This window comes from Kocuria sp. LHG3120 (assembly GCF_049897445.1).
GTDB lineage: Bacteria > Actinomycetota > Actinomycetes > Actinomycetales > Micrococcaceae > Kocuria > Kocuria rosea.
Genome location: NZ_JAFCWG010000008.1, coordinates 70,982 through 89,622, shown reverse-complemented (window position 1 = coordinate 89,622; position 18,641 = coordinate 70,982). Strand labels below are relative to the sequence as shown.

Sequence of the window (18,641 nt, the reverse complement as noted above, 5' to 3'; positions counted from 1 at the left end):
GACGGACCCGGCGCCGTCGGAAGGATGCGCATGTTCCTGCTGGGCCCCGAGGCGGACCTCGTCTTCTCCGCGAGCGACCTGGTGCGCGCGGCCGAGTGCCCCTACGCGAGCCTGTGCGTCCTGGACGAGAAGCTGGGGCGGGCGCCGCGCCGGGCCCCGGAGCGGGACGCGATGCTCGCCCGCACGGCCGAGCTGGGCGACGCCCACGAGCACCGGGTCCTGGCCGCGCACCTGGCGGCGTTCGGCCCGTGGGACGCGGCGACCGGACGGGGGGTGCACGAGGTCGAGCCGGCCCGGCGGATGGACCGGGACGAGCTGACCGCCAAGCACGCCGAGTCCCTGGACGCCCTGCGCGCGGGCGCCGACGTGGTCTTCCAGGCCTCCTTCTTCGACGGTGCCTTCCACGGCCGCGCCGACTTCCTCGTCCGCCGCCCGGACGGCGCATACGCGGTGCACGACACCAAGCTCGCCCGGCACGCCAAGGTCACCGCCCTGCTCCAGCTCGCCGCCTACGCCGACCAGCTCGAGCGGGCCGGGGTGGACGTGGCCCCCGAGGTCACCCTGGTCCTCGGCGACCAGCGGGAGGCGGTCTTCCCCGTCTCCGAGCACCTGGCGGTCTACCGCGAGCGCCGGGAGCGGTTCGTCGCGGCCGCCGCCGCGCACCGGGCGCGGACCGGGCCCGTGGACTGGCAGGACGACGACGTCGCCCGCTGCGGCCGGTGCGAGCACTGCGCCCGGGCCGTCGCCGAGCACCGGGACCTGCTGCTGACGGCGGGGCTGTCCGTGCGGGTGCGCCGCACGCTGCGCGACCGGCACGGCGTGCGCACCGTCGACGAGCTCGCGCTGCTGGAGGACCGGCGGCTCCCCGCCGCGCTGCGGCGGCTGCGGGACCAGGCTGCCATGCAGACCGGCCGGGGCGGGGAGGACGGCTCGGTCGAGTACCGGAAGGACGGGGGGACCCGCCGGGTCGCCTACCGGGTCACCGCCACGGACCCCGTGCGGCGGCTGCCCGCCCCGGACGCCGGGGACGTGTTCTTCGACTTCGAGGGCGACCCGCTGTGGCAGGACCCGGGGGACCCGACGTCCTGGGGGCTCGAGTACCTGTTCGGCGTCGTGGAGCAGCCCCCGGAGCCCGGCGCCGCCCCCGTCTTCCGGCCGTTCTGGGCGCACTCCCGGGCCCAGGAGCGGGACGCGCTCCGGGCGTTCCTCGACTACGTGGCCGAACGGCGCCGGCGCTTCCCCGGCATGCACGTCTACCACTACGCCAACTACGAGAAGGCGGCCCTGCGCCGGCTCTCGCTCGTGCACGCGGTGGGCGAGGACGCCGTGGACGAGCTGCTGCGCGAGAACGTGCTGGTGGACCTCTACGACACGGTGCGGGGAAGCCTGCGGCTGTCGGAGAGCTCGTACTCCATCAAGAAGCTGGAGCCGCTCTACATGGGCGAGCACCTGCGCACCGGGGACGTCGTGGACGCCGGTGCGTCGGTGGTCGCCTACGCCGACTGGTGCACGGCCCGGGCGGCCGGGCGGGAGGAGGACGCGGCGCGGCTGCTGGCCGGGATCGCCGACTACAACGCCTACGACTGCCTCTCGACCCTGCGGCTGCGGGACTGGCTGCTGGGCCTCGCCGGGATCTCCCCGGACCCGGCGGACCACCCGCCGCGCCCCGCCCAGGAGCGGCTCGAGCTGCCCGAGGAGCTGCCGGACGCCGGGATGACCGGTGCCGAGCAGCGCCTGCACGAGCACCTGGACGACCCGTCCGCGCGGGACGTCCTGACCGAGGAGCAGCGCACGGCCGTCGCGATGGTCGCCTCCGCCACCGGCTACCACCGGCGCGAGCGCAAGCAGTACTGGTGGTCCCACTTCGACCGCCTCGAGGGCCCCGTGGAGGACTGGGAGGACACCCGCGACGTGTTCGTGGTCCGGCGCGCGGAGGTCCTGGAGGACTGGGCGAAGGACCCGGGCAAGCGCAGCAGCGCCGCACCCACCCGGCTCCTGCGCCTCGCGGGCCGGTTCGGCGAGGGCTCCACCCCCAGACCCGGCACCGCCGGGCTGTTCCTGATGTACGGGGCCCCCGTGCCCGCGCACCTGGCCGAGGACGCCGCCCCGCGCGGCAGCGGCCGCGCCGGGGACTGGACCGCCGCCCTCGAGCACGTCGAGGAGCACGAGGACGGCACGGCGGTGCTCACCGTGCGCGAACGGCTCAAGAAGCCGCGGGACGCCCCGGCCCCCGAGCCCTGGGCGGAGCTGCCGATCGCGCTGGGCCCGGCCCAGCCGATCGCCACCCGCTCCCTCGAGGAGTCCCTGCAGACCCTCGCCGCCCGCACGGCCGACGCCCTGCCGGAGCTCCCGCGGCAGCCCGGCCTCGAGCTGCTGCAGCGCCGGGCGCCGCGGCCCGCGGACGGCAGCCCCCTGCCCCGCCCGCACGACGGCCCCGACGGCACGATCGACGCCGTGGTGCGTGCCCTGCGCTCGCTCGACCGCAGCTTCCTCGCCGTCCAGGGGCCCCCGGGCAGCGGCAAGACGTTCCTCGGCTCCCACGTGATCGGCCGGCTCGTGGAGGCCGGCTGGCGGATCGGCGTGGTGGCGCAGTCCCACGCCGTCGTCGAGAACCTCCTCACCGGGGTGCTCGAGAAGGGCGGGGTCGCCCCCGAGCGCGTCGGCAAGAAGCCGCCCTCGGGCCGGCCCGCGGACCGGGAGACGCCGTGGCGCGACGTCCCGGGGAAGGACTTCGCCGCGTTCCTGGCGGACGGCGGCGCCGTGGTGGGCGGCACCGCGTGGGACTTCTCCAACGCCAAGCACCTCGAGGACGAGGCCCTGGACCTGCTCGTGGTCGACGAGGCCGGGCAGTACTCGCTGGCCAACACCCTGGCCGTGTCCCGGGCCGCGCGGCGCCTGCTGCTGCTGGGCGACCCGCAGCAGCTGCCGCAGGTCTCGCAGGGCACCCACCCCCTGCCCGTGGACGAGTCGGCGCTGGGCTGGCTCTCCCACGGCTCGCCCACCCTGCCCGCCGAGCACGGCTACTTCCTGGACCGCACCTGGCGGATGCACCCGGCCCTGTGCGAACCGGTCTCCGAGCTCTCCTACGCCGGGCGGCTCGGGTCCGCCCCGGCCGCGGGCCGCCGAGAGCTCACCGGCGTGGCCCCGGGCCTGCGCACCTGCTACGTCGAGCACACCGGCAACCGCACGGCCTCCCCCGAGGAGGCCCGGCGCGTCGTGGAGCTGGTGCACGAGTTCGCCGGGACGCCGTGGCGCTCCGGTCCGGGGGCACCCCCCGTGCCGCTGGCGCCCGAGGACGTGCTCGTGGTGGCCGCGTACAACGCCCAGGTCGATTTGATCGGCCGCGAGCTCGCCGCCGCGGGCCTGCGGGACGAGGACGGCGGCGGGGTCCGGGTGGGCACCGTCGACCGGTTCCAGGGCCAGGAGGCCCCCGTCGTGATCGTGTCGATGGCCGCCTCCGCGGCCGACGGCCCCCGAGGGATGGAGTTCCTGCTCTCCCCCAACCGGCTCAACGTGGCGGTCTCCCGGGGGCAGTGGTGCGCCGTGGTGGTGCGCTCCCCCGCCCTGACGGACTACCTGCCCGCCACCCCGGAGGCGCTGCAGGTGCTCGGCCGCTTCACGCGGCTGTGCCGCCGCGGACGGCCCGCGGGGCTGCCGTGAGCACCGAGCGCGTGCCCTACGTCCTGCACTTCGAGTCCAGGACGGTGGTGCTCGGCGAGCCGGCCCACCTGGAGGAGCTGGACGCCCTGCTGCGGCGCGCCGACGTCCGGACCCGCCCCACCTACTGGCACGGCATGCACCAGGACGATCCCGGGGCGGCGCTCAACAGCGTGGGCACCGACCTCACCGCGGAGCAGTTCTGGGACCGCGTGGACGCCGGGGCGTTCGCCGCCGCCCGGTGGCCCGTGGACCTCGACGGCCCGCTCTACCTCCCGGCGCCGCCCGCGTGGCTGCAGCAGGCCCGGGCGTGGGAGTACGACCCCCTGGCGCCGGCCCTGGGCGCGGCGGCACCGGGCGGGTGGCTGCGGGTCCCGGGCTGGGCCGGGACCGAGAACAACGACGCCGGGGCGGCCGTGGGACTGCTCCAGCTGACCGACCCGGACTCCTTCTGGGTGCTCGGCTCCGACGCCGACCTGGCGGAGGTCGCCGCCACGGCCAAGGAGCTGGCCTCGTTCCGGCAGGGCTTCGACCGGCTCACCGCCTACTTCGGCCCCGACGACCGCATCGGCTGCCTGCGCCTGCCCGTGGTGTGCCGGGAGCCCCTCGAGGACGAGCTCATCGTGCAGGGGGTCGACATCGAGCCGCGGTTCTGGGAGTGAGTCCCCGCCGCGCCCCCGCTCCCCCGCGGCCCCCGTGCCCGATACTGGGACCGTGTACGTCGTGACCCTGGACCAGCGCCGCCGCGAGGCGGGCGACCTCGTGCCGGGCCTCCTGCGCCGCCTCGCGGACCTCGAGACCGTGGTGCCGTTCCAGCGCGCCCGGGCGCACGCGGTGCAGGGCATCACCGCCGATCCCGGCGCCGCGGTCGCGGCCGCGCTCGCCGGTCTGCGCGGATCGGCCTGGAGCGTGGGGGTCGGGGTGGGGCCGGTCCGGCTGGAGACGGCGACCGACCCGGAGGGCCGGACGGGCCTGCGCGCCGACGGCCCCGGGACGGCGCACGCGCGCGCCGCCGCCGAGGCCGCCGCGGGCCGGGTGCCGGTGCGCGTGGTCGCCGAGGACGCGCCCGCCGCGGCGCAGGCGCAGGCCGTGCTGCGGCTGCTGGGCCGGATCGTGGCGGAGCGCAGCGACGCGGAGTGGCGCGTGGTCGACCTGCTCGTGCCGGGGGCCCGCGGCCAGCAGAAGGCCGTGGCCGCCGAGCTCGGCATCTCCCCGCAGGCGGTCTCCAAGGCGGTGGCCCGCTCCCTGTGGCAGGAGGAGCAGGACGCCCGGCCCGCGGCGGCCCGGCTGCTGGGCCTGTGCGAGCCGGCCCGGGGCGGCCCGGCGGGCGGGGCTCAGGGCTCGACGATGAACCCCTCGGAGATCATCCACTCGTAGGCGACGTCGGCCGGGTCCCGCCCCTCGACGTCCACCTGCCGGTTGAGCTCCTGCATCACGTCGTCGGTGAGCGCCGCGGCGATCGGCTCCAGGACCTGCTCGAGCGCGGGGAACTCGTCCAGCAGCTCCGTGCTGAAGACGGGGGCGGCGTTGTAGGCGGGGAAGAACTGCCGGTCGTCCTCGAGCACGGTCAGGTCCAGGGCCGGGATGCGGCCGTCCGTGGAGAAGACCTCCCCGAAGTTGCACTCCCCGTCGTCGGTCGCCGAGTAGATCGCGCCGGTGTCGTAGATGCCGATGTTGCCCTCGGGCACCTCGCTGCCGCGGTCCAGGTCGTAGTGGGCCAGCAGGGGGGTCATCCCGTCGCTGCGGGAGTTGAACTCCGACTCCACGCAGAACGTCCGCTCGGCCACCGGCAGGTCCGCGATGTCCGAGACGGTCGCCAGGTCGTTGGCCTCGGCGTACTCGGAGCGCACGGCCATGGCGTAGGTGTTGTTGAGGGCCGCCGGGGCGCCCCAGGTCAGCCCGTTGCCGAGGTCCTCCTCGTACACGGCCCGCCACTGCGCCTGCTGGTCCGGGATGCCCTCCGCCCGGCCGAGGTAGGTCAGCCAGGCCGTGCCGGTGTACTCGAAGGTGAGATCGGCGTCCCCGGAGAGCATGAGCTCGCGCACCGGCTGGGACCCGGGCACGTTGGTGATGTCCTCGGTCTCGAAGCCGGCGGCCTGCACCGCGAGCACCCCGATCTTGCCGAGGATCAGCTGCTCGGTGAAGTTCTTGGACGTCACCCGCACCTCGGTCCCCTCCGCGCCCTCGACGGGCCGGATGGAGCCGGGCGCGGCGTCGGGCACGTAGGCCGTGGACGGCTCGAGCCCGCAGCCGGTCAGCAGCAGGCCGGCGCAGGAGAGCAGCAGGGCGCCGCCGGCGGCGCGGGAGGTTCTCATCGCAGTCCCTTCGGCCGCGCGACGTGCTCCACGACACGGCCGACCCAGTCGATGGCGAGGGCGAGCAGCGCCACGAGGATCGAGCCGGCGATCAGCACCCGCACGAGGTTGAGGTTGACCCCGGTGGTGATCAGCAGCCCGAGCCCGCCGCCGTTGATGAACGTGGCGAGGGTCGCGGTGCCGACCACCAGGATCAGGGCGGTGCGCACGCCGGCCAGCATGACGGGCACGGCCAGGGGCAGCTCGACCCGGAACAGGACGGCGGCGGCGCTCATCCCCATCCCCCGCCCGGCCTCGACGAGGCTGCGGTCCACCCCGTCGAGGCCCACCATGGTGTTCTTCAGGACGGGCAGGATCGCGTAGACGATCAGGGCGACCACGGCCGCCCGGAAGCCGAAGCCGAACCAGAAGGCGAACAGGACGACGAGCCCCACCGCCGGGGCGGCCTGGCCGATGTTCGCCAGCGCGATGACCGGGCCCGTGAGGAAGCGCAGCGGTCTGCGGGTCAGGAGGATGCCGACCGGGATCGCGATGAGCAGGACCACCACCGTGGCCACGACCGTCAGCTGCAGGTGCTCCAGGGTCAGGGCCCACAGCGATGCGGGGCTCAGGGTCACGGCCTCCGTCTCGGTGAGCTCCGCCGTGGTCAGCCAGAGCACGAGCAGGCCCAGCGCCGCGAGGATCGCCACGGGCTGCAGGAGCAGGCCCTTCCAGGTGCGCTGGTCCGGGTCGGCCGTGGCCGGGCGTGACACCGGGTCGTCGGCGGGCTCCGGCTCCGCGGCGGCGGGGCGCTCGGTCTGCGCGCTCATCGGTCCCCGCCTCCCGGGCTCGCGCTGACGGCGGGCATCTCGCCCGTGTTGTGGCCGAGGGGCGCGTCCTCCGCGGCCACGGTCCGGCGGGCCTCGGTGATCGCGGCCATGACGGTCTCGACGTAGATGACGCCCTCGAACCGGTCCCGCGGCCCCACCACGAGCGCGGCCCCCGTGCTGGAGACGAGCATCGTGTCCAGCGCGTCGTTGAGCGTGGCGCCCGTGCCGACCAGGGGCAGGCGGTCGTTGCGCTCCCCGGGGACGGTCCCGAAGCGCTCGAGCTGACGGCGGGAGGGCCAGGACAGCGGCCGGCCGCGGTCGTCGACCACGACGACGTCCCGGGTGCCCGCCTCGTCGACCCGCCCGAGCACCGCCCGGACGTCCTCGCCGGGGCGGGTGGTCACGGCGGGGACGAGGTCGACCTCCCGGACTCGGGTGAGTGTGAGCTGCTTGAGCCCCGCGCCCGAGCCGATGAAGTCCTCCACGAACTCGTCCGCCGGTTCCGCCAGGACGCGCTCCGGGGCGTCGTACTGGACGATCCGGGCGCCCTCGTCGAAGACCGCGATCCAGTCGCCGAGCTTGACCGCCTCGTCGAAGTCGTGGGTCACGCACACGATGGTCTTCTGCAGCTCGTGCTGGATGTTGATGAGCTCGTCCTGGAGCCGCTGGCGGGTGATGGGGTCCACGGCCCCGAACGGCTCGTCCATGAGCAGCACGGGCGGGTCCGCGGCCAGGGCGCGGGCCACCCCGACGCGCTGCTGCTGACCCCCGGAGAGCTCTCTCGGGTACCGGTCGCGGTAGACGGCCGGGTCGAGGGAGACGAGCTCGAGCAGCTCGTCCACGCGGGCGGCGATGCGCTGCTTGTCCCAGCCGAGCATCTTCGGGACCATGCCGATGTTGGTGGCCACGCTCATGTGCGGGAACAGCCCGCCGGCCTGGATCACGTAGCCGATGCCGCGGCGCAGCTCGTCGCCGTTCATCGAGGTCACGTCTTGGCCGTCGATGACGATCCGGCCCTCGGTGGGTTCGATGAGCCGGTTGATCATCTTCAGCGTGGTGGTCTTGCCGCAGCCTGAGGGGCCCACGAGCATGACGATGCTGCCCGCGGGGATCTCGAGCGTCAGGCCGTCGACCGCGGCCTTGGCCTGCCCGGGGTAGCGCTTGGAGACGTTCTCCAGCAGGATCCGGGCCCCGGTGACGGAGGAGTCTGTGCGGGGGGTGGTCATGGAGTCAGACACGGATACCTCGCGATGTGGTGAGCCGGCCGAGCAGCACGAGCAGCCCGTCCAGGATGAGTGCGACGACGATGACGGCCACGACGCCGGTGACGACCGACGCGAAGGAGTTGGCGCCCCCGAGCCGCGACAGGCCCGAGAAGATGAAGCCGCCCAGGCCGGGGCCGAGCACGTAGGCGGCGATGGCGGCCACGCCCATCACCATCTGCGCCGAGACCCGCATGCCGGCCTGGATGACCGGCCACGCCATCGGCAGTTCCACGCGCAGGAAGGTCGCCGCCCTGCTCATGCCGAGCCCGCGCGCCGCCTCAACGGTGGCCTGCGGGACCCCGGCGAGCCCCACGAGCGCGTTGCGCAGGACGGGGAGGACGGCGAAGAAGGTGACGACGACGACGGCGGGGGCCACCCCGAACCCCAGCGGGGCGATCAGCAGGCCGATGAGCGCGAAGGACGGGATGGTCAGCCCCACGGCCGAGACGTTGTTGGCCACGGTCGTGAGCCGGGGCGAGCGGTAGCACAGCGCCGCGAGGGCCACCGCCAGGACCGTGGCCAGGACCAGGCACTGGACCACCAGGGAGAAGTGCTGCCAGCTGGCGAAGAGGATCTGTTCCCACCGGTCGGAGACGTACTCGATCACGGCACACCCTTCGGTCGTCGTCGATGACGTGGTCACCCGGCCTGGCAAGAAGGCTAGCACTCCGTTCTCATGGAGATGGCCCGGATCACACCTGCCCGAGCCCCGCCGGGGCTGTTGTCGGGCGGCGCGCCCGTTGGCAGACTCGGGGCATGACAGAGCCCCGGGACAGGTACGACGTGGTGGTGATCGGCGGTGGTCCGGTCGGCGAGAACGCGGCCGACCGCGTGGTGCGGGGCGGGCTGAGCGCCGCGCTCGTCGAGGCGGAGCTCGTGGGCGGGGAGTGCTCCTACTGGGCGTGCACGCCCTCGAAGGCGCTGCTGCGCCCGGGCGCGGCCCTCGAGGCCGCCCGCGGAGTGGCCGGGGCGGCCGAGGCCGTCACCGGCCCGCCGGACGCGGCGGCGGTGCTGCGCCGCCGGGACGGGTTCGCGGCGCACTGGGACGACACCGGCCAGGCGGAGTGGCTGGCCGGGGCCGGCGTGGACCTGGTCCGGGGCCGGGGCGCGCTGGCCGGGCCCCGGCGGGTCCGGGTCACCGCCGAGGACGGCGGCGTCCGGGTGCTCGAGGCCCGGCACGCCGTGGTGCTGGCCACGGGCTCGCGGCCGGTCGTGCCCCCGGTCCCGGGTCTCGGGGACGTGCCGTTCTGGGGCACGCGCGACGCCACCGCCGCCCAGGAGGTCCCCGGGTCCCTGGCGGTGCTCGGCGGGGGCGTGGCCGGCACGGAGCTCGCGCAGGCCTTCGCCCGCCTGGGCTCCCGGGTCACGGTGGTCGCCCGCAGCCGGCTGCTGAGCGCCTTCCCGTCCACCGCCGCGCGGCTGGTCGCCGAGGCCCTCGACGCCGAGGGCGTCACGGTCGTCGAGGGGCGGGCCACGGAGCGGGTCCGGTCCGCCGGCGGCGGTGTCGAGCTCGACCTCGAGGGCGGCGGGACCGTGTCCGCGGAGCAGCTGCTGGTGAGCACGGGGCGGCGGCCCGCGCTCGCGGACCTGGGCCTCGAGGAGCTCGGCCTGGACCCCTCCGCGCTGCGGGTCGACGGCTCGGGCCTCGTGGCGGGTGCGGAGGGCGGCTGGCTCTACGCCGCCGGGGACGCGGCGGGCGGGCCCCTGCTGACCCACCAGGGGAAGTACCAGGCGCGCGCCGTCGCGGACGCGGTCGTGGCGCGCGCGGCCGGCCGACTGGGGGCGTCCGCGCCCCCGTGGTCCCCGTACGCGTCCACGGCCGACGGGTGCGCCGTCCCGCAGGTGGTCTTCACCGACCCCGCGGTGGCCTCCGTGGGCCGCTCCGCCGAGCAGGCCCGCACGGACGGCCTCGAGGTGGACGTCGTGGAGCACGCCATCGACGTGGCCGGGGCGCTCCTGCACCGCGACGACTACCGGGGCTGGGCCCAGCTCGTGGTCGACCGCCGGCGCCGGACCCTCGTGGGCGCGACCTTCGCCGGCCCGGACGTGACGGAGCTGCTGCACGCGGCGACCGTCGCCGTGGTCGGCGAGGTGCCGCTGGAGCGGCTCTGGCACGCGGTGCCCGTCTTCCCCACCATCAGCGAGGTCTGGCTGCGGCTGCTCGAGGAGTACGGGCTCTGAGCCGCCGGGCTCAGAGCAGGGAGCGCAGGATCCGGGCGACGCCGTCCTCGTAGACCGTGTGCGTCACCTCGTGGCACGCGGCCGCGACCTCGTCCGGGGACTGGCCCATGGCCACGCCGCGGGCGGCCCAGTCGAGCATCTCGATGTCGTTGCGGCCGTCGCCGACGGCGACCGTGTGGGACGGGTCCACGCCGAGCCGGCGGCGGATCTGCTCCAGGGCGCTGGCCTTGGAGACGCCGTTGGCGGCGATGTCGAGCCAGGCGCTCCAGCCCACGGAGTACGTGACGCCGTGCAGCCCGGCCTCGTCGATCGCCCGGGCGAACTCCTCCGGGGTGTGCTCCGTGCTGTACACCACCATGCGCACGGCCTTCATCCGCGCCAGCTGGTGCAGGTCCACGCCGATCGCCTCGATGCCGAAGGACGCGTCCTGGAAGCGCTCCGTGGAGTAGAAGGACCCGTCCTCGGTCTCGAGGGCGAACTTCGCGGTGGGCAGGCGCTGCTCGAGGGCCTCGAGGGCCTGGCCGGGGTCGAAGGAGACGCACTCGAGCACCCGGTGGTACGCCGGCAGCTCCGGGTCCAGCTCGAGCGTCATGCCGCCGTTGGAGCACACGGCGTAGCCGCGCTCCTGGCCGAGGAGCTCCACCACGGGCAGGGTCGCCCCCTTGGAGCGCCCGGTGGAGATCACCACGTGGTGGCCGGCCGCGAGCACGGCCTGGGCCGCCTCGCGCACCGGGCGGGACATGTGGCCGTCGTGGTCGACGAGCGTGCCGTCGACGTCGAGGGCCACCAGGTACTGGACGCCCGCCTCCTTCTTCCAGCCGTTCGAGCGGGGAGGCTGGACCTTGAGGGGGATCCGGACGTCGGCGGCGGAGCGCGCGGGCGCGGTGGTGCCGCCGGCCGTGTCGCTGAGGTCCTCCGAGTGCTCGACCTTCAGCGGGACGGTGGAGTTGATGCCGACGAGTTCGTGCTGGTCCTCGGTGCCAGCGGTCTTTTCTTTTGTCATGCGGGACATGGTGCCACATCACACCGACAGGATGGCCGAGATGTCGATGTGAGATGAACGGGAGCCGAACGCCTCCCGGCGGCTCAGCGCCGGACGGGGATGGTCTCCTGGCCGCGCAGGTAGGGCCGCAGCGCCTCGGGGACGCGCACCGACCCGTCGGCCTGCTGGTGGGTCTCGAGGATGGCGGCCAGCCAGCGGGTGGTCGCCAGCGTCCCGTTGAGGGTGGCCACCGTGCGGGTGCCGCCCTTGCGGACCTTGCCGGCGGCGTCCGTGGTCTCGGGCAGCCGCTCCCGGATGTTGAGCCGCCGCGCCTGGTAGGTGGTGCAGTTCGACGTGGAGGTCAGCTCCCGGTACTTGCCCTGGGTGGGGACCCAGGCCTCGCAGTCGAACTTGCGGGCCGCGGAGGTGCCGAGGTCCCCGGCGGCGGTGTCGATCACCCGGTAGGCGAGCTCGCACTTGGCGAGCATCTCCTCCTCCCACGCGAGCAGCCGCGCGTGCTCCGCCTCCGCGTCCTCCGGGGAGCAGTAGACGAACATCTCGAGCTTGTTGAACTGGTGCACGCGGATGATGCCCCGGGTGTCCCTGCCCCCGGAGCCGGCCTCGCGGCGGTAGCAGGAGGACCAGCCGGCGTAGCGCAGCGGGCCGTCGGAGAGGTCGAGGATCTCGTCGGCGTGGTAGCCCGCCAGGGGGACCTCGGAGGTGCCCACGAGGTACAGCTCGTCCTTGCCGACGTGGTAGATCTCGTCGGAGTGGGCGACGTCGAAGCCCGTGCCGCTCATGATCTCGGGGCGCACGAGGTTCGGGGTGGTCATGGGGACGAAGCCGTTGTCCAGCGCCTGGTCCTGGCCCATGAGCAGCAGGGCGGTCTCGAGCCGGGCGACGTCGCGCTTGAGGAAGTAGAACCGGGCGCCGGAGACCTTGGACCCCCGCTCCATGTCGATGCCGTCCACGAGCTCGCCGATCTCCAGGTGGTCCCTGGGCTCGACGCCCTCCGCGGCGAAGTCGCGGGGCTCCCCGACGGTCCGGAGCAGGACGAAGTCGTCCTCCCCGCCCGTGGGGACGCCGCCGAGGACGAGGTTGTCGACGACCGCTACGAGCTCGTCCTGACCGGCACGGGCGGCCTCCGCGGCCGCCTGCGCCTCCTTGACCCGGGCGGCCAGCTCCTTGACCTCGGCGAGCAGCGCCTGCTTCTGCTCGCCCTGGGCCCGGGCCACCTGCTTGCCGAAGGCGTTCTGCTCGGCCCGCAGGGACTCGTACTCGGTGATCAGCCGGCGGCGCTCGACGTCCGCCTCCAGGATCCGGTCGATCAGGGTGTCGTCCGCCCCGCGGGCACGCTGCGAGGCGCGGAAGACGTCGGGGTTCTCACGGAGCTGGTTGATGTCGATCACCCTGACAGGGTACCCAAGTCCTCCGGACGCGACGGGGGTTAGGGTGGAGGCCCGTCGCGATCCGCCCGGCGCCGCGGGCCCGCGGCCCCGTGCCGCGGCGCCACCGCCCCACCGCACGGCGCCACCGGTCCCCGGCGCCGCAGAACCGAGGAGTCCTTCCGTGACCGCCACTCCCGTGGCCCCCAAACGGGTCGCCGTCGTCATCAACCCCATCAAGGCCGACGCGGACGTCGCCCGCGACGCCGTGATCATCGGGTGCCGCAAGGGCGGGTTCCCCGACCCCGTGTTCTACGAGACCGCGGAGGACGACCCGGGCTCCTCGATGACCCGCGAGGCGCTCGAGCAGGGCGCCGACCTCGTCATCGCCGCCGGCGGCGACGGCACCGTCCGGGCCGTGGCGGAGGCGCTGGTCGGCCACGACACCCCGCTGGGCCTCATCCCGCTGGGCACCGGCAACCTCCTGGCCCGCAACCTGGGCGCCGACCTGGGCGATCCCCACCGCAACGTGGACATCGCGCTCTTCGGCGCGGAGCGGGCCATCGACATGGCCACGTTCCGCGTGGAGCTCGAGGACGGGACCGTGGGGGACCACGCGTTCTGCGTCATGGGCGGGGCGGGCTTCGACGCCCAGATCATGACGGACACCCGGGACGAGCTGAAGAAGCTGGTCGGCTGGGCGGCCTACGGGGAGGCCGGGGTCCGGCACCTGATCGCGCCCCCGCGGTGGGCCCGCTTCCGGATCGACGACGGCGAGTGGCAGAGCCGCCGCGTCCGCTCCGTGATGGCCGCCAACTGCGGGATCCTCACCGCGGGCCTGATCCTGGTGCCGCAGGCGAAGATCAACGACGGCCTGCTGGACCTCGTGGTGATGTCCCCGCGCAGCACGCTGGAGTGGGCGCTGATGGCCGCCAAGGTCGTGTTCCGGCAGCGGCGCGACCTGCCCGTGATCGAGTTCTTCGCCGCGAAGAAGGTGCGCGTGGAGTTCCACGAGCCCATCGAGTCCCAGATGGACGGGGACGGCACCGGGCTGATCAACGGGTTCGAGTCCGAGATCCTCCCGGGCGCGCTCTCCGTGCGGGTTCCGCCCTCCCAGGGCGACTGACCCGCACGGGCGCCCGGGCCCCGCGGGTCAGTCGGCGGGATCGGGCCGGCGGCTCAGGCCCGCCACGAACGCGGCCACGAGGGCGAGCACGGCCAGTCCCACGGCCACGAGCGGGCCCTGCCCGCGGTCCGTGACCGAGGCGACCGGCTCCGGGACGACCCGGGAGGCCGGCACGAGGTCGAGGGCGTCGGCGGTCCGGGGGTCCCCGACGACGGGGCTCGGGCCGATCTCGACGCGGACCACCTGACTCGGCTCGGGCGGCGCGGCCGCCGCGGCCGGCGGAGCGGCGAGCGCGCAGGCCAGGAGGGCCGGGGCGGCGGCGAGGGCGAGGCGGCGGACGGCGGGAGCAGGCATGGTGGCACCTCCGGTCGGGCTCGGTCCCGACCCGGGGGGTCGATCGACACCGGCTGAAGATCGCGGGCACGGACGCGCCCGCACTCCCCATGGTGCATGTATTCGCAATTGCTAACAAGCGGGGGTGCGGTGCGCGTCCTCGCGTTACGCGCCGCCCGGTGCGCCTTGCGCCGGCGGGTTCTCCGGGGTCCGGCGGTCGCTGTCCTGCAGGGCTGCGACCCAGGCCGCCGCCTCGCGGAAGGCGTCGTCGGAGTGGTGCGGGGCCACGGTCGCCACCTTGTGGTCGGCCCGCGGATAGGAGCCGAGGAAGCGCGTGCTGGGACAGACGCGGCGCAAACCCTCGACGGCGTCCGCCACCCGGGCGTCGAGGATGTGACCGTCGACGTCCACGCTGAAGAAGTACTCCCCGAGGAAGTTGCCCGTGGGCCGCGACTCGATCCGCGAGAGGTTGACCCCCCGGGTCGCGAACTGCTCGAGGATCTCCATGAGGGCCCCGGCGCGGTCCTCCCACAGGGGAATGACGAGCGTGGTGCGGTCCGCGCCCGTGCGCGGCGGCAGGGGCACCCCGGGCCGGGCCACGAGCACGAACCGGGTGACGGCGGCCCTGTTGTCCCCGATGTCCTCCGCCAGCACCTCGAGCTCGGGGTGCTGCTCGACGACCACGGGCGAGCAGACCGCGGCGTCGAAGCCCGCCCGGGACGCCGGCCCCTCGCGCCCCGCCCCGCCGGGGAGCAGCGCGAGCGCCGCGGCGGCCGTGGAGGACGCCGGGACGTAGTCCACGCCCGGCAGCCGCTCGTCCATCCAGCCCCGCACCTGGGCCCAGGCGTGGGAGTGCGTGGAGACCGTGCGGACGTCGGCGAGCGCCGTGCCCGGCGGGGCCACGAGGACGAAGCTGATGGGCACCAGCGCCTCACGGACGATGCGCAGCTCGCTGCCGGTGGCCACCGCGTCGAGGGTCGCGGTCACGCCGCCCTCCACGGAGTTCTCGATGGGCACCATGGCGGCGTCGACCTCGCCGGAGCGGACGGCCGCGAGCGCCACGGGCACGGAGGACACGGGGAGGCGCTCCGCCTCACGGGCGCCCGCCACGCTCAGCAGCGCGGCCTCGGTGAAGGTGCCGGCGGGGCCCAGGTAGGCGTACCTCAACGGACGTTCGGGGTCTCGCCCGTCTCGGACACCATGGGCTTCTCGGCGTCCATCCACGCCCCCATGCCGCCCAGGACGTTGATGGGGTCGAAGCCGTACTGCTGGAGGTACGCCGTGGCCTTGAGGGACCGGCCGCCGGAGCGGCAGATCACGTACACGTCCTCGTCCACCGGCACCTCGCCGTAGCGCTCCGGGAGCTGCCGGAGCGGGATGTGCTGGGCACCGGCGATGTGCCCGGCCTCCCACTCCTCGTCCTCGCGCACGTCCAGGACGCGTGCGCCCTCGGGGATCTCCTCCACCGAGGCGCTCGGCAGGCTGTCCAGGTTGTCCATGGTCCGGGTCCTCTCGTCGGGAACGGGCTGTCCCGGACCAGCCTAGTCCGCGGGCACGGGTGCCGGTGCGCCCGCCCCGAGCCAGGCGGCCAGCTCCTGCCGCTCCGCCGCGGAGGGATGGAAGCCCGCCAGGACCGCCTGCTCCAGCACGCTGGCGAGCACCGCCCGGCCGACGGCGGACGCGTCGGGCGGCGGCGCGGCGCACAGATCGGCCCCGCCGTTGCGGGCCCCCCGGATGGCGTAGAGCATTGCCTGGCGGGACACCTGGACACCCAGTTCGCCGGCCCGGTCCCGGGTCCACCGGGAGGCCTCGGACAGGGTGAACTCACCGCGCCGCGCATACTCGGCGAGCACCCGGGACACGATCGTCCACTGGGCCCGGCAGAGCCGCGGCATCTTCGCGACGTCGCAGAAGCGGGTGACGGCCGCCGGCAGCGGCGGCCGGACTGGAGCCGGCGGCGCCGCGGGTGCCGGCTCCGGCGCCCGGTGCCTCGTGCGGTGCCAGAAGTGCAGGTTCGAGAACTCGACCTCCGGCAGGTCGACCAGCTCCACGGCCCGGCGGAAGGAGCCGCTGCCGAACCACCGGGTGCGGGTGACGACCTCTCCCATGTCCGCGTGGATCCGACCTGCCAGGCGGGAGAGGCTGACGGGCTCCTCGGAGGACTCGTAGTCACTGCGCACGACCGCGCAGAACTCGTGCCACGCCCCCGGGTCCTCCGAGGGGCCCGCGATCGGCGCGGCGCCCGGGGAGAAGCACCCTCCGGGGGCCGGCACCCCGTCCCCGGAGCCGGGCACGGGCTCCTCCGCCGGCGCAGGCGCCATGAGGTCGAAGAGGTCCTGCTCGTCGAGGTACTGGTCCGCGAGCGCCTCGTAGGCCACCGCCGTGGCCCCGGTCGCAATGATGCAGGTCCTGCGGTCCTGGGCCCTGAGGACCTGGAGCAGCGGCGTGAAATCGGCGTCGCTCGAGGCCAGGACGAACTCGTCGTAGTGGGCGTGGTGCTGCAATGCGGTCATCACGTCGATCACGATCCGGATGTCTGCCCCGTTCTTCGCGCCCCGGGTGAGACTGGGGCAGTCGACGACCTCGACGCCGGCCTGCGTGAAGAAGGGGCGGAACGTCGAGAAGTACAGCCTCTGCCCCGGGTTCAGCGGATGCGCGACGCTCCCGGACGGGTTCATGTAGCACCGCAGCACCAGCCAGCGCCGGGTACTGTCGGCGCCCTCCCCGCCGCTCGCCGCGGCCAGCCGGTGGATCCACACGGACGGCCGCTCGGCCAGCGCCATGGCCGCCGTCGGATCACTGCCGAGCAGACCGCCGAAGAAGTTGTCGAAATCGATGAACAGGGCGGCCCGGCGCTGGGTCATGGCATCCTCAGGGAAGCGGCGAACAGATTCTCTTTCGCAAAGATACGGTGCCGAGCGAGCTGCGGGCGGCCGGGGGCTTCCAGGCGGCACACAGGGACGAAACAATCCCTGTATAAATTGTGCCCTCGCCGCCGGGAGTGCCGTGCGGCGGGTCCGATCAGGCACCTCGTCCGGGTGTCCTCGACAGAAGGAAGAACTCCCATGAGCACCAGCGAACCCCGCAGCGCGGGGCCCGACGCCCCGGACCGCGAGGACCACGGCTTCAAGAAGGTCCTGGGCCGCCTCGACGCGATCGCCCTCGGCTTCGGCGCGATGATCGGCTTCGGCTGGGTCATCCTCACCGGCGACTGGCTGGCCGAGGCCGGGACCATGGGCTCCGTGCTGGCCCTCGTCACCGGCGGGCTCATCATGGCCGTCGTCGGACTCGTCTACGGCGAGCTCGTCGCCGCCATGCCGTACGCGGGCGGGGAGCACAACTACCTCCTGCGCGGCATGGGCGCCCGGTGGGCCTTCGTCGGGTCCTGGGCCATCACCGGCGGCTACATCACCATCGTGGCCTTCGAGGCCGTGGCGGTCCCCCGCACCCTGCAGTACATCTTCCCGGGCCTGAGCCAGATCCCGCTGTGGACCGTGGCAGGCTTCGAGGTGAACCTGACCTGGGCGCTGGTGGGGTCGCTGACCGCCGTCATCATCACCGCGATCAACATCCGCGGCGTGAAGCACGCCTCCATGGTGCAGATCTTCGTGATCCTCTTCCTGCTGATCGTGGGACTCATGATGATCTTCGGGGCGTTCACCCGCGGCTCGGTCGACACCATGGAGCCGTTCTTCACGAGCGGCACGGCCGGCTTCTTCCTCGTGCTCGTCACCGTCCCGTTCCTGTTCGTCGGCTTCGACGTCATCCCCCAGGTCTCCGAGGAGATGCACCTGCCGGCCAAGCAGCTGGGCGGGACCATCATCGTCTCCGTCCTGCTCGCCGCGGCCTGGTACGTCATGGTCGTGCTCACCACGTCCTCGGCGATGTCCGGCGCGGACATCGCCGGCGCGGACATCGCGGTCGCGGACGCCATGGGAGCCATGTTCTCCAGCACGGCCGTGGCCAACCTGCTCATCGCCGGCGGCCTCGCCGGCATCCTGACGTCCTGGAACTCGCTCCTCATGGGGGCGTCCCGCCTGCTCTGGGCGCTCGGCAACTCCCGGATGGTGCCGCAGTGGTTCGGCCGCCTCCACCCGAAGTACGGCACCCCGGCCAACGCCCTGCTCTTCGTGGGCGCCCTCTCCTTCGTGGCCCCGTTCTTCGGCGCCGAGATGCTGGGCTGGCTCGTGGACTCCGGCTCCCCGTCCATCGTGATCGCCTACGCCCTGGTCTCCGTGGTCTTCGTGATCCTGCGCCGGAGCGAGCCCGGCATGGAACGCCCGTTCCGGATCGGCGGCCACGGCCACGGCGGAACGGCGATCGGCGTGCTCTCGGTCGTGCTGTGCCTCGCCCTGATCAGCCTGTACCTGCCCGGGATGCCCGCCTTCCTCAGCGCGCCCGCCTGGACCATCTTCGGGCTGTGGTGGCTGCTCGGGCTCGTGTTCCTGCTGCGCATCCCCACCGGGATCCGGCCGGGCGCCGACGCCGAGCACCGGCTCGTCGCCGAGGTCGAGCGCCGCAGGCAGCGGAGCTGAGACGGCCGACGCGCCGGGACCCGGCGCGCCGGGCGGTCCCCGGCGCGCCTAGA

Annotated in this window: 16 protein-coding genes; 6 read left to right on the top strand and 10 right to left on the bottom strand. The window is 74.2% G+C overall.

The window, feature by feature from the left end; genetic code table 11:
• Positions 1–30 precede the first annotated feature (30 nt).
• Genes ACP7CD_RS15510 through ACP7CD_RS15500 form a run of 3 tightly spaced genes read left to right on the top strand, consistent with a single transcriptional unit; the run spans position 31 to position 5,034 of the window.
• Positions 31–3,660, top strand: coding sequence for a TM0106 family RecB-like putative nuclease (locus tag ACP7CD_RS15510; protein WP_368827738.1), 3,630 nt, complete (start codon positions 31–33; stop codon positions 3,658–3,660).
• Positions 3,657–4,319, top strand: a complete 663-nt coding sequence (locus ACP7CD_RS15505; protein ID WP_126349843.1) for a hypothetical protein — start codon at positions 3,657–3,659, stop codon at positions 4,317–4,319. Before ACP7CD_RS15510 ends, ACP7CD_RS15505 begins: the two co-directional genes overlap by 4 nt.
• A 52-nt stretch (positions 4,320–4,371) precedes the next feature.
• Entirely contained in the window at positions 4,372–5,034 is a 663-nt protein-coding gene (locus ACP7CD_RS15500; RefSeq protein WP_035926011.1) for a hypothetical protein, read from the top strand.
• Here the strand turns inward: ACP7CD_RS15500 and ACP7CD_RS15495 are convergent.
• Genes ACP7CD_RS15495 through ACP7CD_RS15480 form a run of 4 tightly spaced genes read right to left on the bottom strand, consistent with a single transcriptional unit; the run spans position 4,992 to position 8,653 of the window.
• The gene (locus ACP7CD_RS15495; protein ID WP_426120586.1) at positions 4,992–5,972 is read right to left on the bottom strand and encodes a glycine betaine ABC transporter substrate-binding protein; all 981 of its coding nucleotides are present in this window, start codon (positions 5,970–5,972) and stop codon (positions 4,992–4,994) included. The genes ACP7CD_RS15500 and ACP7CD_RS15495 overlap by 43 nt on opposite strands.
• The gene (locus ACP7CD_RS15490) at positions 5,969–6,781 is read right to left on the bottom strand and encodes an ABC transporter permease (RefSeq protein WP_323633485.1); all 813 of its coding nucleotides are present in this window, start codon (positions 6,779–6,781) and stop codon (positions 5,969–5,971) included. The genes ACP7CD_RS15495 and ACP7CD_RS15490 overlap by 4 nt, the downstream gene beginning before the upstream one ends.
• Positions 6,778–8,007 (bottom strand): ABC transporter ATP-binding protein, encoded by a 1,230-nt coding sequence (locus ACP7CD_RS15485; RefSeq protein WP_017832049.1) that lies wholly within the window; start codon positions 8,005–8,007, stop codon positions 6,778–6,780. The genes ACP7CD_RS15490 and ACP7CD_RS15485 overlap by 4 nt, the downstream gene beginning before the upstream one ends.
• Before the next feature lie 4 nt (positions 8,008–8,011).
• The gene (locus ACP7CD_RS15480; protein ID WP_017832050.1) at positions 8,012–8,653 is read right to left on the bottom strand and encodes an ABC transporter permease; all 642 of its coding nucleotides are present in this window, start codon (positions 8,651–8,653) and stop codon (positions 8,012–8,014) included.
• A 149-nt stretch (positions 8,654–8,802) separates the two neighbouring features.
• Between ACP7CD_RS15480 and ACP7CD_RS15475 the strand changes: the two genes are divergently transcribed.
• Entirely contained in the window at positions 8,803–10,227 is a 1,425-nt protein-coding gene (locus ACP7CD_RS15475; protein ID WP_031282274.1) for a dihydrolipoyl dehydrogenase family protein, read from the top strand.
• 10 nt (positions 10,228–10,237) lie between these two features.
• Here ACP7CD_RS15475 and ACP7CD_RS15470 read toward each other — a convergent pair whose 3' ends face one another.
• Positions 10,238–11,239: an HAD family hydrolase gene (locus tag ACP7CD_RS15470; protein ID WP_426120583.1), complete on the bottom strand. Its 1,002-nt coding sequence runs from the start codon at positions 11,237–11,239 to the stop codon at positions 10,238–10,240.
• A gap of 74 nt (positions 11,240–11,313) precedes the next feature.
• Complete coding sequence (serS, locus tag ACP7CD_RS15465) at positions 11,314–12,618, bottom strand: serine--tRNA ligase (RefSeq protein WP_426120581.1); 1,305 nt, start codon at positions 12,616–12,618, stop codon at positions 11,314–11,316.
• A 160-nt stretch (positions 12,619–12,778) separates the two neighbouring features.
• Here serS and ACP7CD_RS15460 point away from each other — a divergent pair, with 160 nt between their 5' ends.
• Positions 12,779–13,720: a diacylglycerol/lipid kinase family protein gene (locus tag ACP7CD_RS15460; protein ID WP_035925994.1), complete on the top strand. Its 942-nt coding sequence runs from the start codon at positions 12,779–12,781 to the stop codon at positions 13,718–13,720.
• Between the two features lie 27 nt (positions 13,721–13,747).
• Here the strand turns inward: ACP7CD_RS15460 and ACP7CD_RS15455 are convergent, their stop codons facing one another.
• The 4 genes from ACP7CD_RS15455 to ACP7CD_RS15440 all read right to left on the bottom strand — a co-directional run bounded on the left by ACP7CD_RS15455 (position 13,748) and on the right by ACP7CD_RS15440 (position 16,917).
• The gene (locus ACP7CD_RS15455; RefSeq protein WP_017832055.1) at positions 13,748–14,074 is read right to left on the bottom strand and encodes a hypothetical protein; all 327 of its coding nucleotides are present in this window, start codon (positions 14,072–14,074) and stop codon (positions 13,748–13,750) included.
• Between the two features lie 144 nt (positions 14,075–14,218).
• Complete coding sequence (gene pheA, locus ACP7CD_RS15450) at positions 14,219–15,220, bottom strand: prephenate dehydratase (protein WP_426120579.1); 1,002 nt, start codon at positions 15,218–15,220, stop codon at positions 14,219–14,221.
• Positions 15,217–15,552: a rhodanese-like domain-containing protein gene (locus tag ACP7CD_RS15445; RefSeq protein WP_017832057.1), complete on the bottom strand. Its 336-nt coding sequence runs from the start codon at positions 15,550–15,552 to the stop codon at positions 15,217–15,219. Before ACP7CD_RS15445 ends, pheA begins: the two co-directional genes overlap by 4 nt.
• A 42-nt stretch (positions 15,553–15,594) precedes the next feature.
• The gene (locus ACP7CD_RS15440) at positions 15,595–16,917 is read right to left on the bottom strand and encodes an NYN domain-containing protein (RefSeq protein WP_426120578.1); all 1,323 of its coding nucleotides are present in this window, start codon (positions 16,915–16,917) and stop codon (positions 15,595–15,597) included.
• Between the two features lie 201 nt (positions 16,918–17,118).
• On the opposite strand from ACP7CD_RS15440, the gene ACP7CD_RS15435 reads away from it, so the two are divergent.
• Complete coding sequence (locus tag ACP7CD_RS15435) at positions 17,119–18,588, top strand: APC family permease (RefSeq protein ID WP_126349840.1); 1,470 nt, start codon at positions 17,119–17,121, stop codon at positions 18,586–18,588.
• Positions 18,589–18,641 lie beyond the last annotated feature (53 nt).

What these genes read in the sequence shown, in the direction of transcription:
- ACP7CD_RS15510 (WP_368827738.1), top strand. Translation starts at nt 31, where the DNA reads ATGTTCCTGCTGGGCCCCGAGGCGGACCTCGTCTTCTCCGCGAGCGAC.
- ACP7CD_RS15495 (WP_426120586.1), bottom strand. Translation starts at nt 5,972, where the DNA reads ATGAGAACCTCCCGCGCCGCCGGCGGCGCCCTGCTGCTCTCCTGCGCC.
- ACP7CD_RS15490 (WP_323633485.1), bottom strand. Translation starts at nt 6,781, where the DNA reads ATGAGCGCGCAGACCGAGCGCCCCGCCGCCGCGGAGCCGGAGCCCGCC.
- ACP7CD_RS15485 (WP_017832049.1), bottom strand. Translation starts at nt 8,007, where the DNA reads ATGACCACCCCCCGCACAGACTCCTCCGTCACCGGGGCCCGGATCCTG.
- ACP7CD_RS15475 (WP_031282274.1), top strand. Translation starts at nt 8,803, where the DNA reads ATGACAGAGCCCCGGGACAGGTACGACGTGGTGGTGATCGGCGGTGGT.
- ACP7CD_RS15470 (WP_426120583.1), bottom strand. Translation starts at nt 11,239, where the DNA reads ATGTCCCGCATGACAAAAGAAAAGACCGCTGGCACCGAGGACCAGCAC.
- ACP7CD_RS15455 (WP_017832055.1), bottom strand. Translation starts at nt 14,074, where the DNA reads ATGCCTGCTCCCGCCGTCCGCCGCCTCGCCCTCGCCGCCGCCCCGGCC.
- ACP7CD_RS15445 (WP_017832057.1), bottom strand. Translation starts at nt 15,552, where the DNA reads ATGGACAACCTGGACAGCCTGCCGAGCGCCTCGGTGGAGGAGATCCCC.
- ACP7CD_RS15440 (WP_426120578.1), bottom strand. Translation starts at nt 16,917, where the DNA reads ATGACCCAGCGCCGGGCCGCCCTGTTCATCGATTTCGACAACTTCTTC.
- ACP7CD_RS15435 (WP_126349840.1), top strand. Translation starts at nt 17,119, where the DNA reads ATGAGCACCAGCGAACCCCGCAGCGCGGGGCCCGACGCCCCGGACCGC.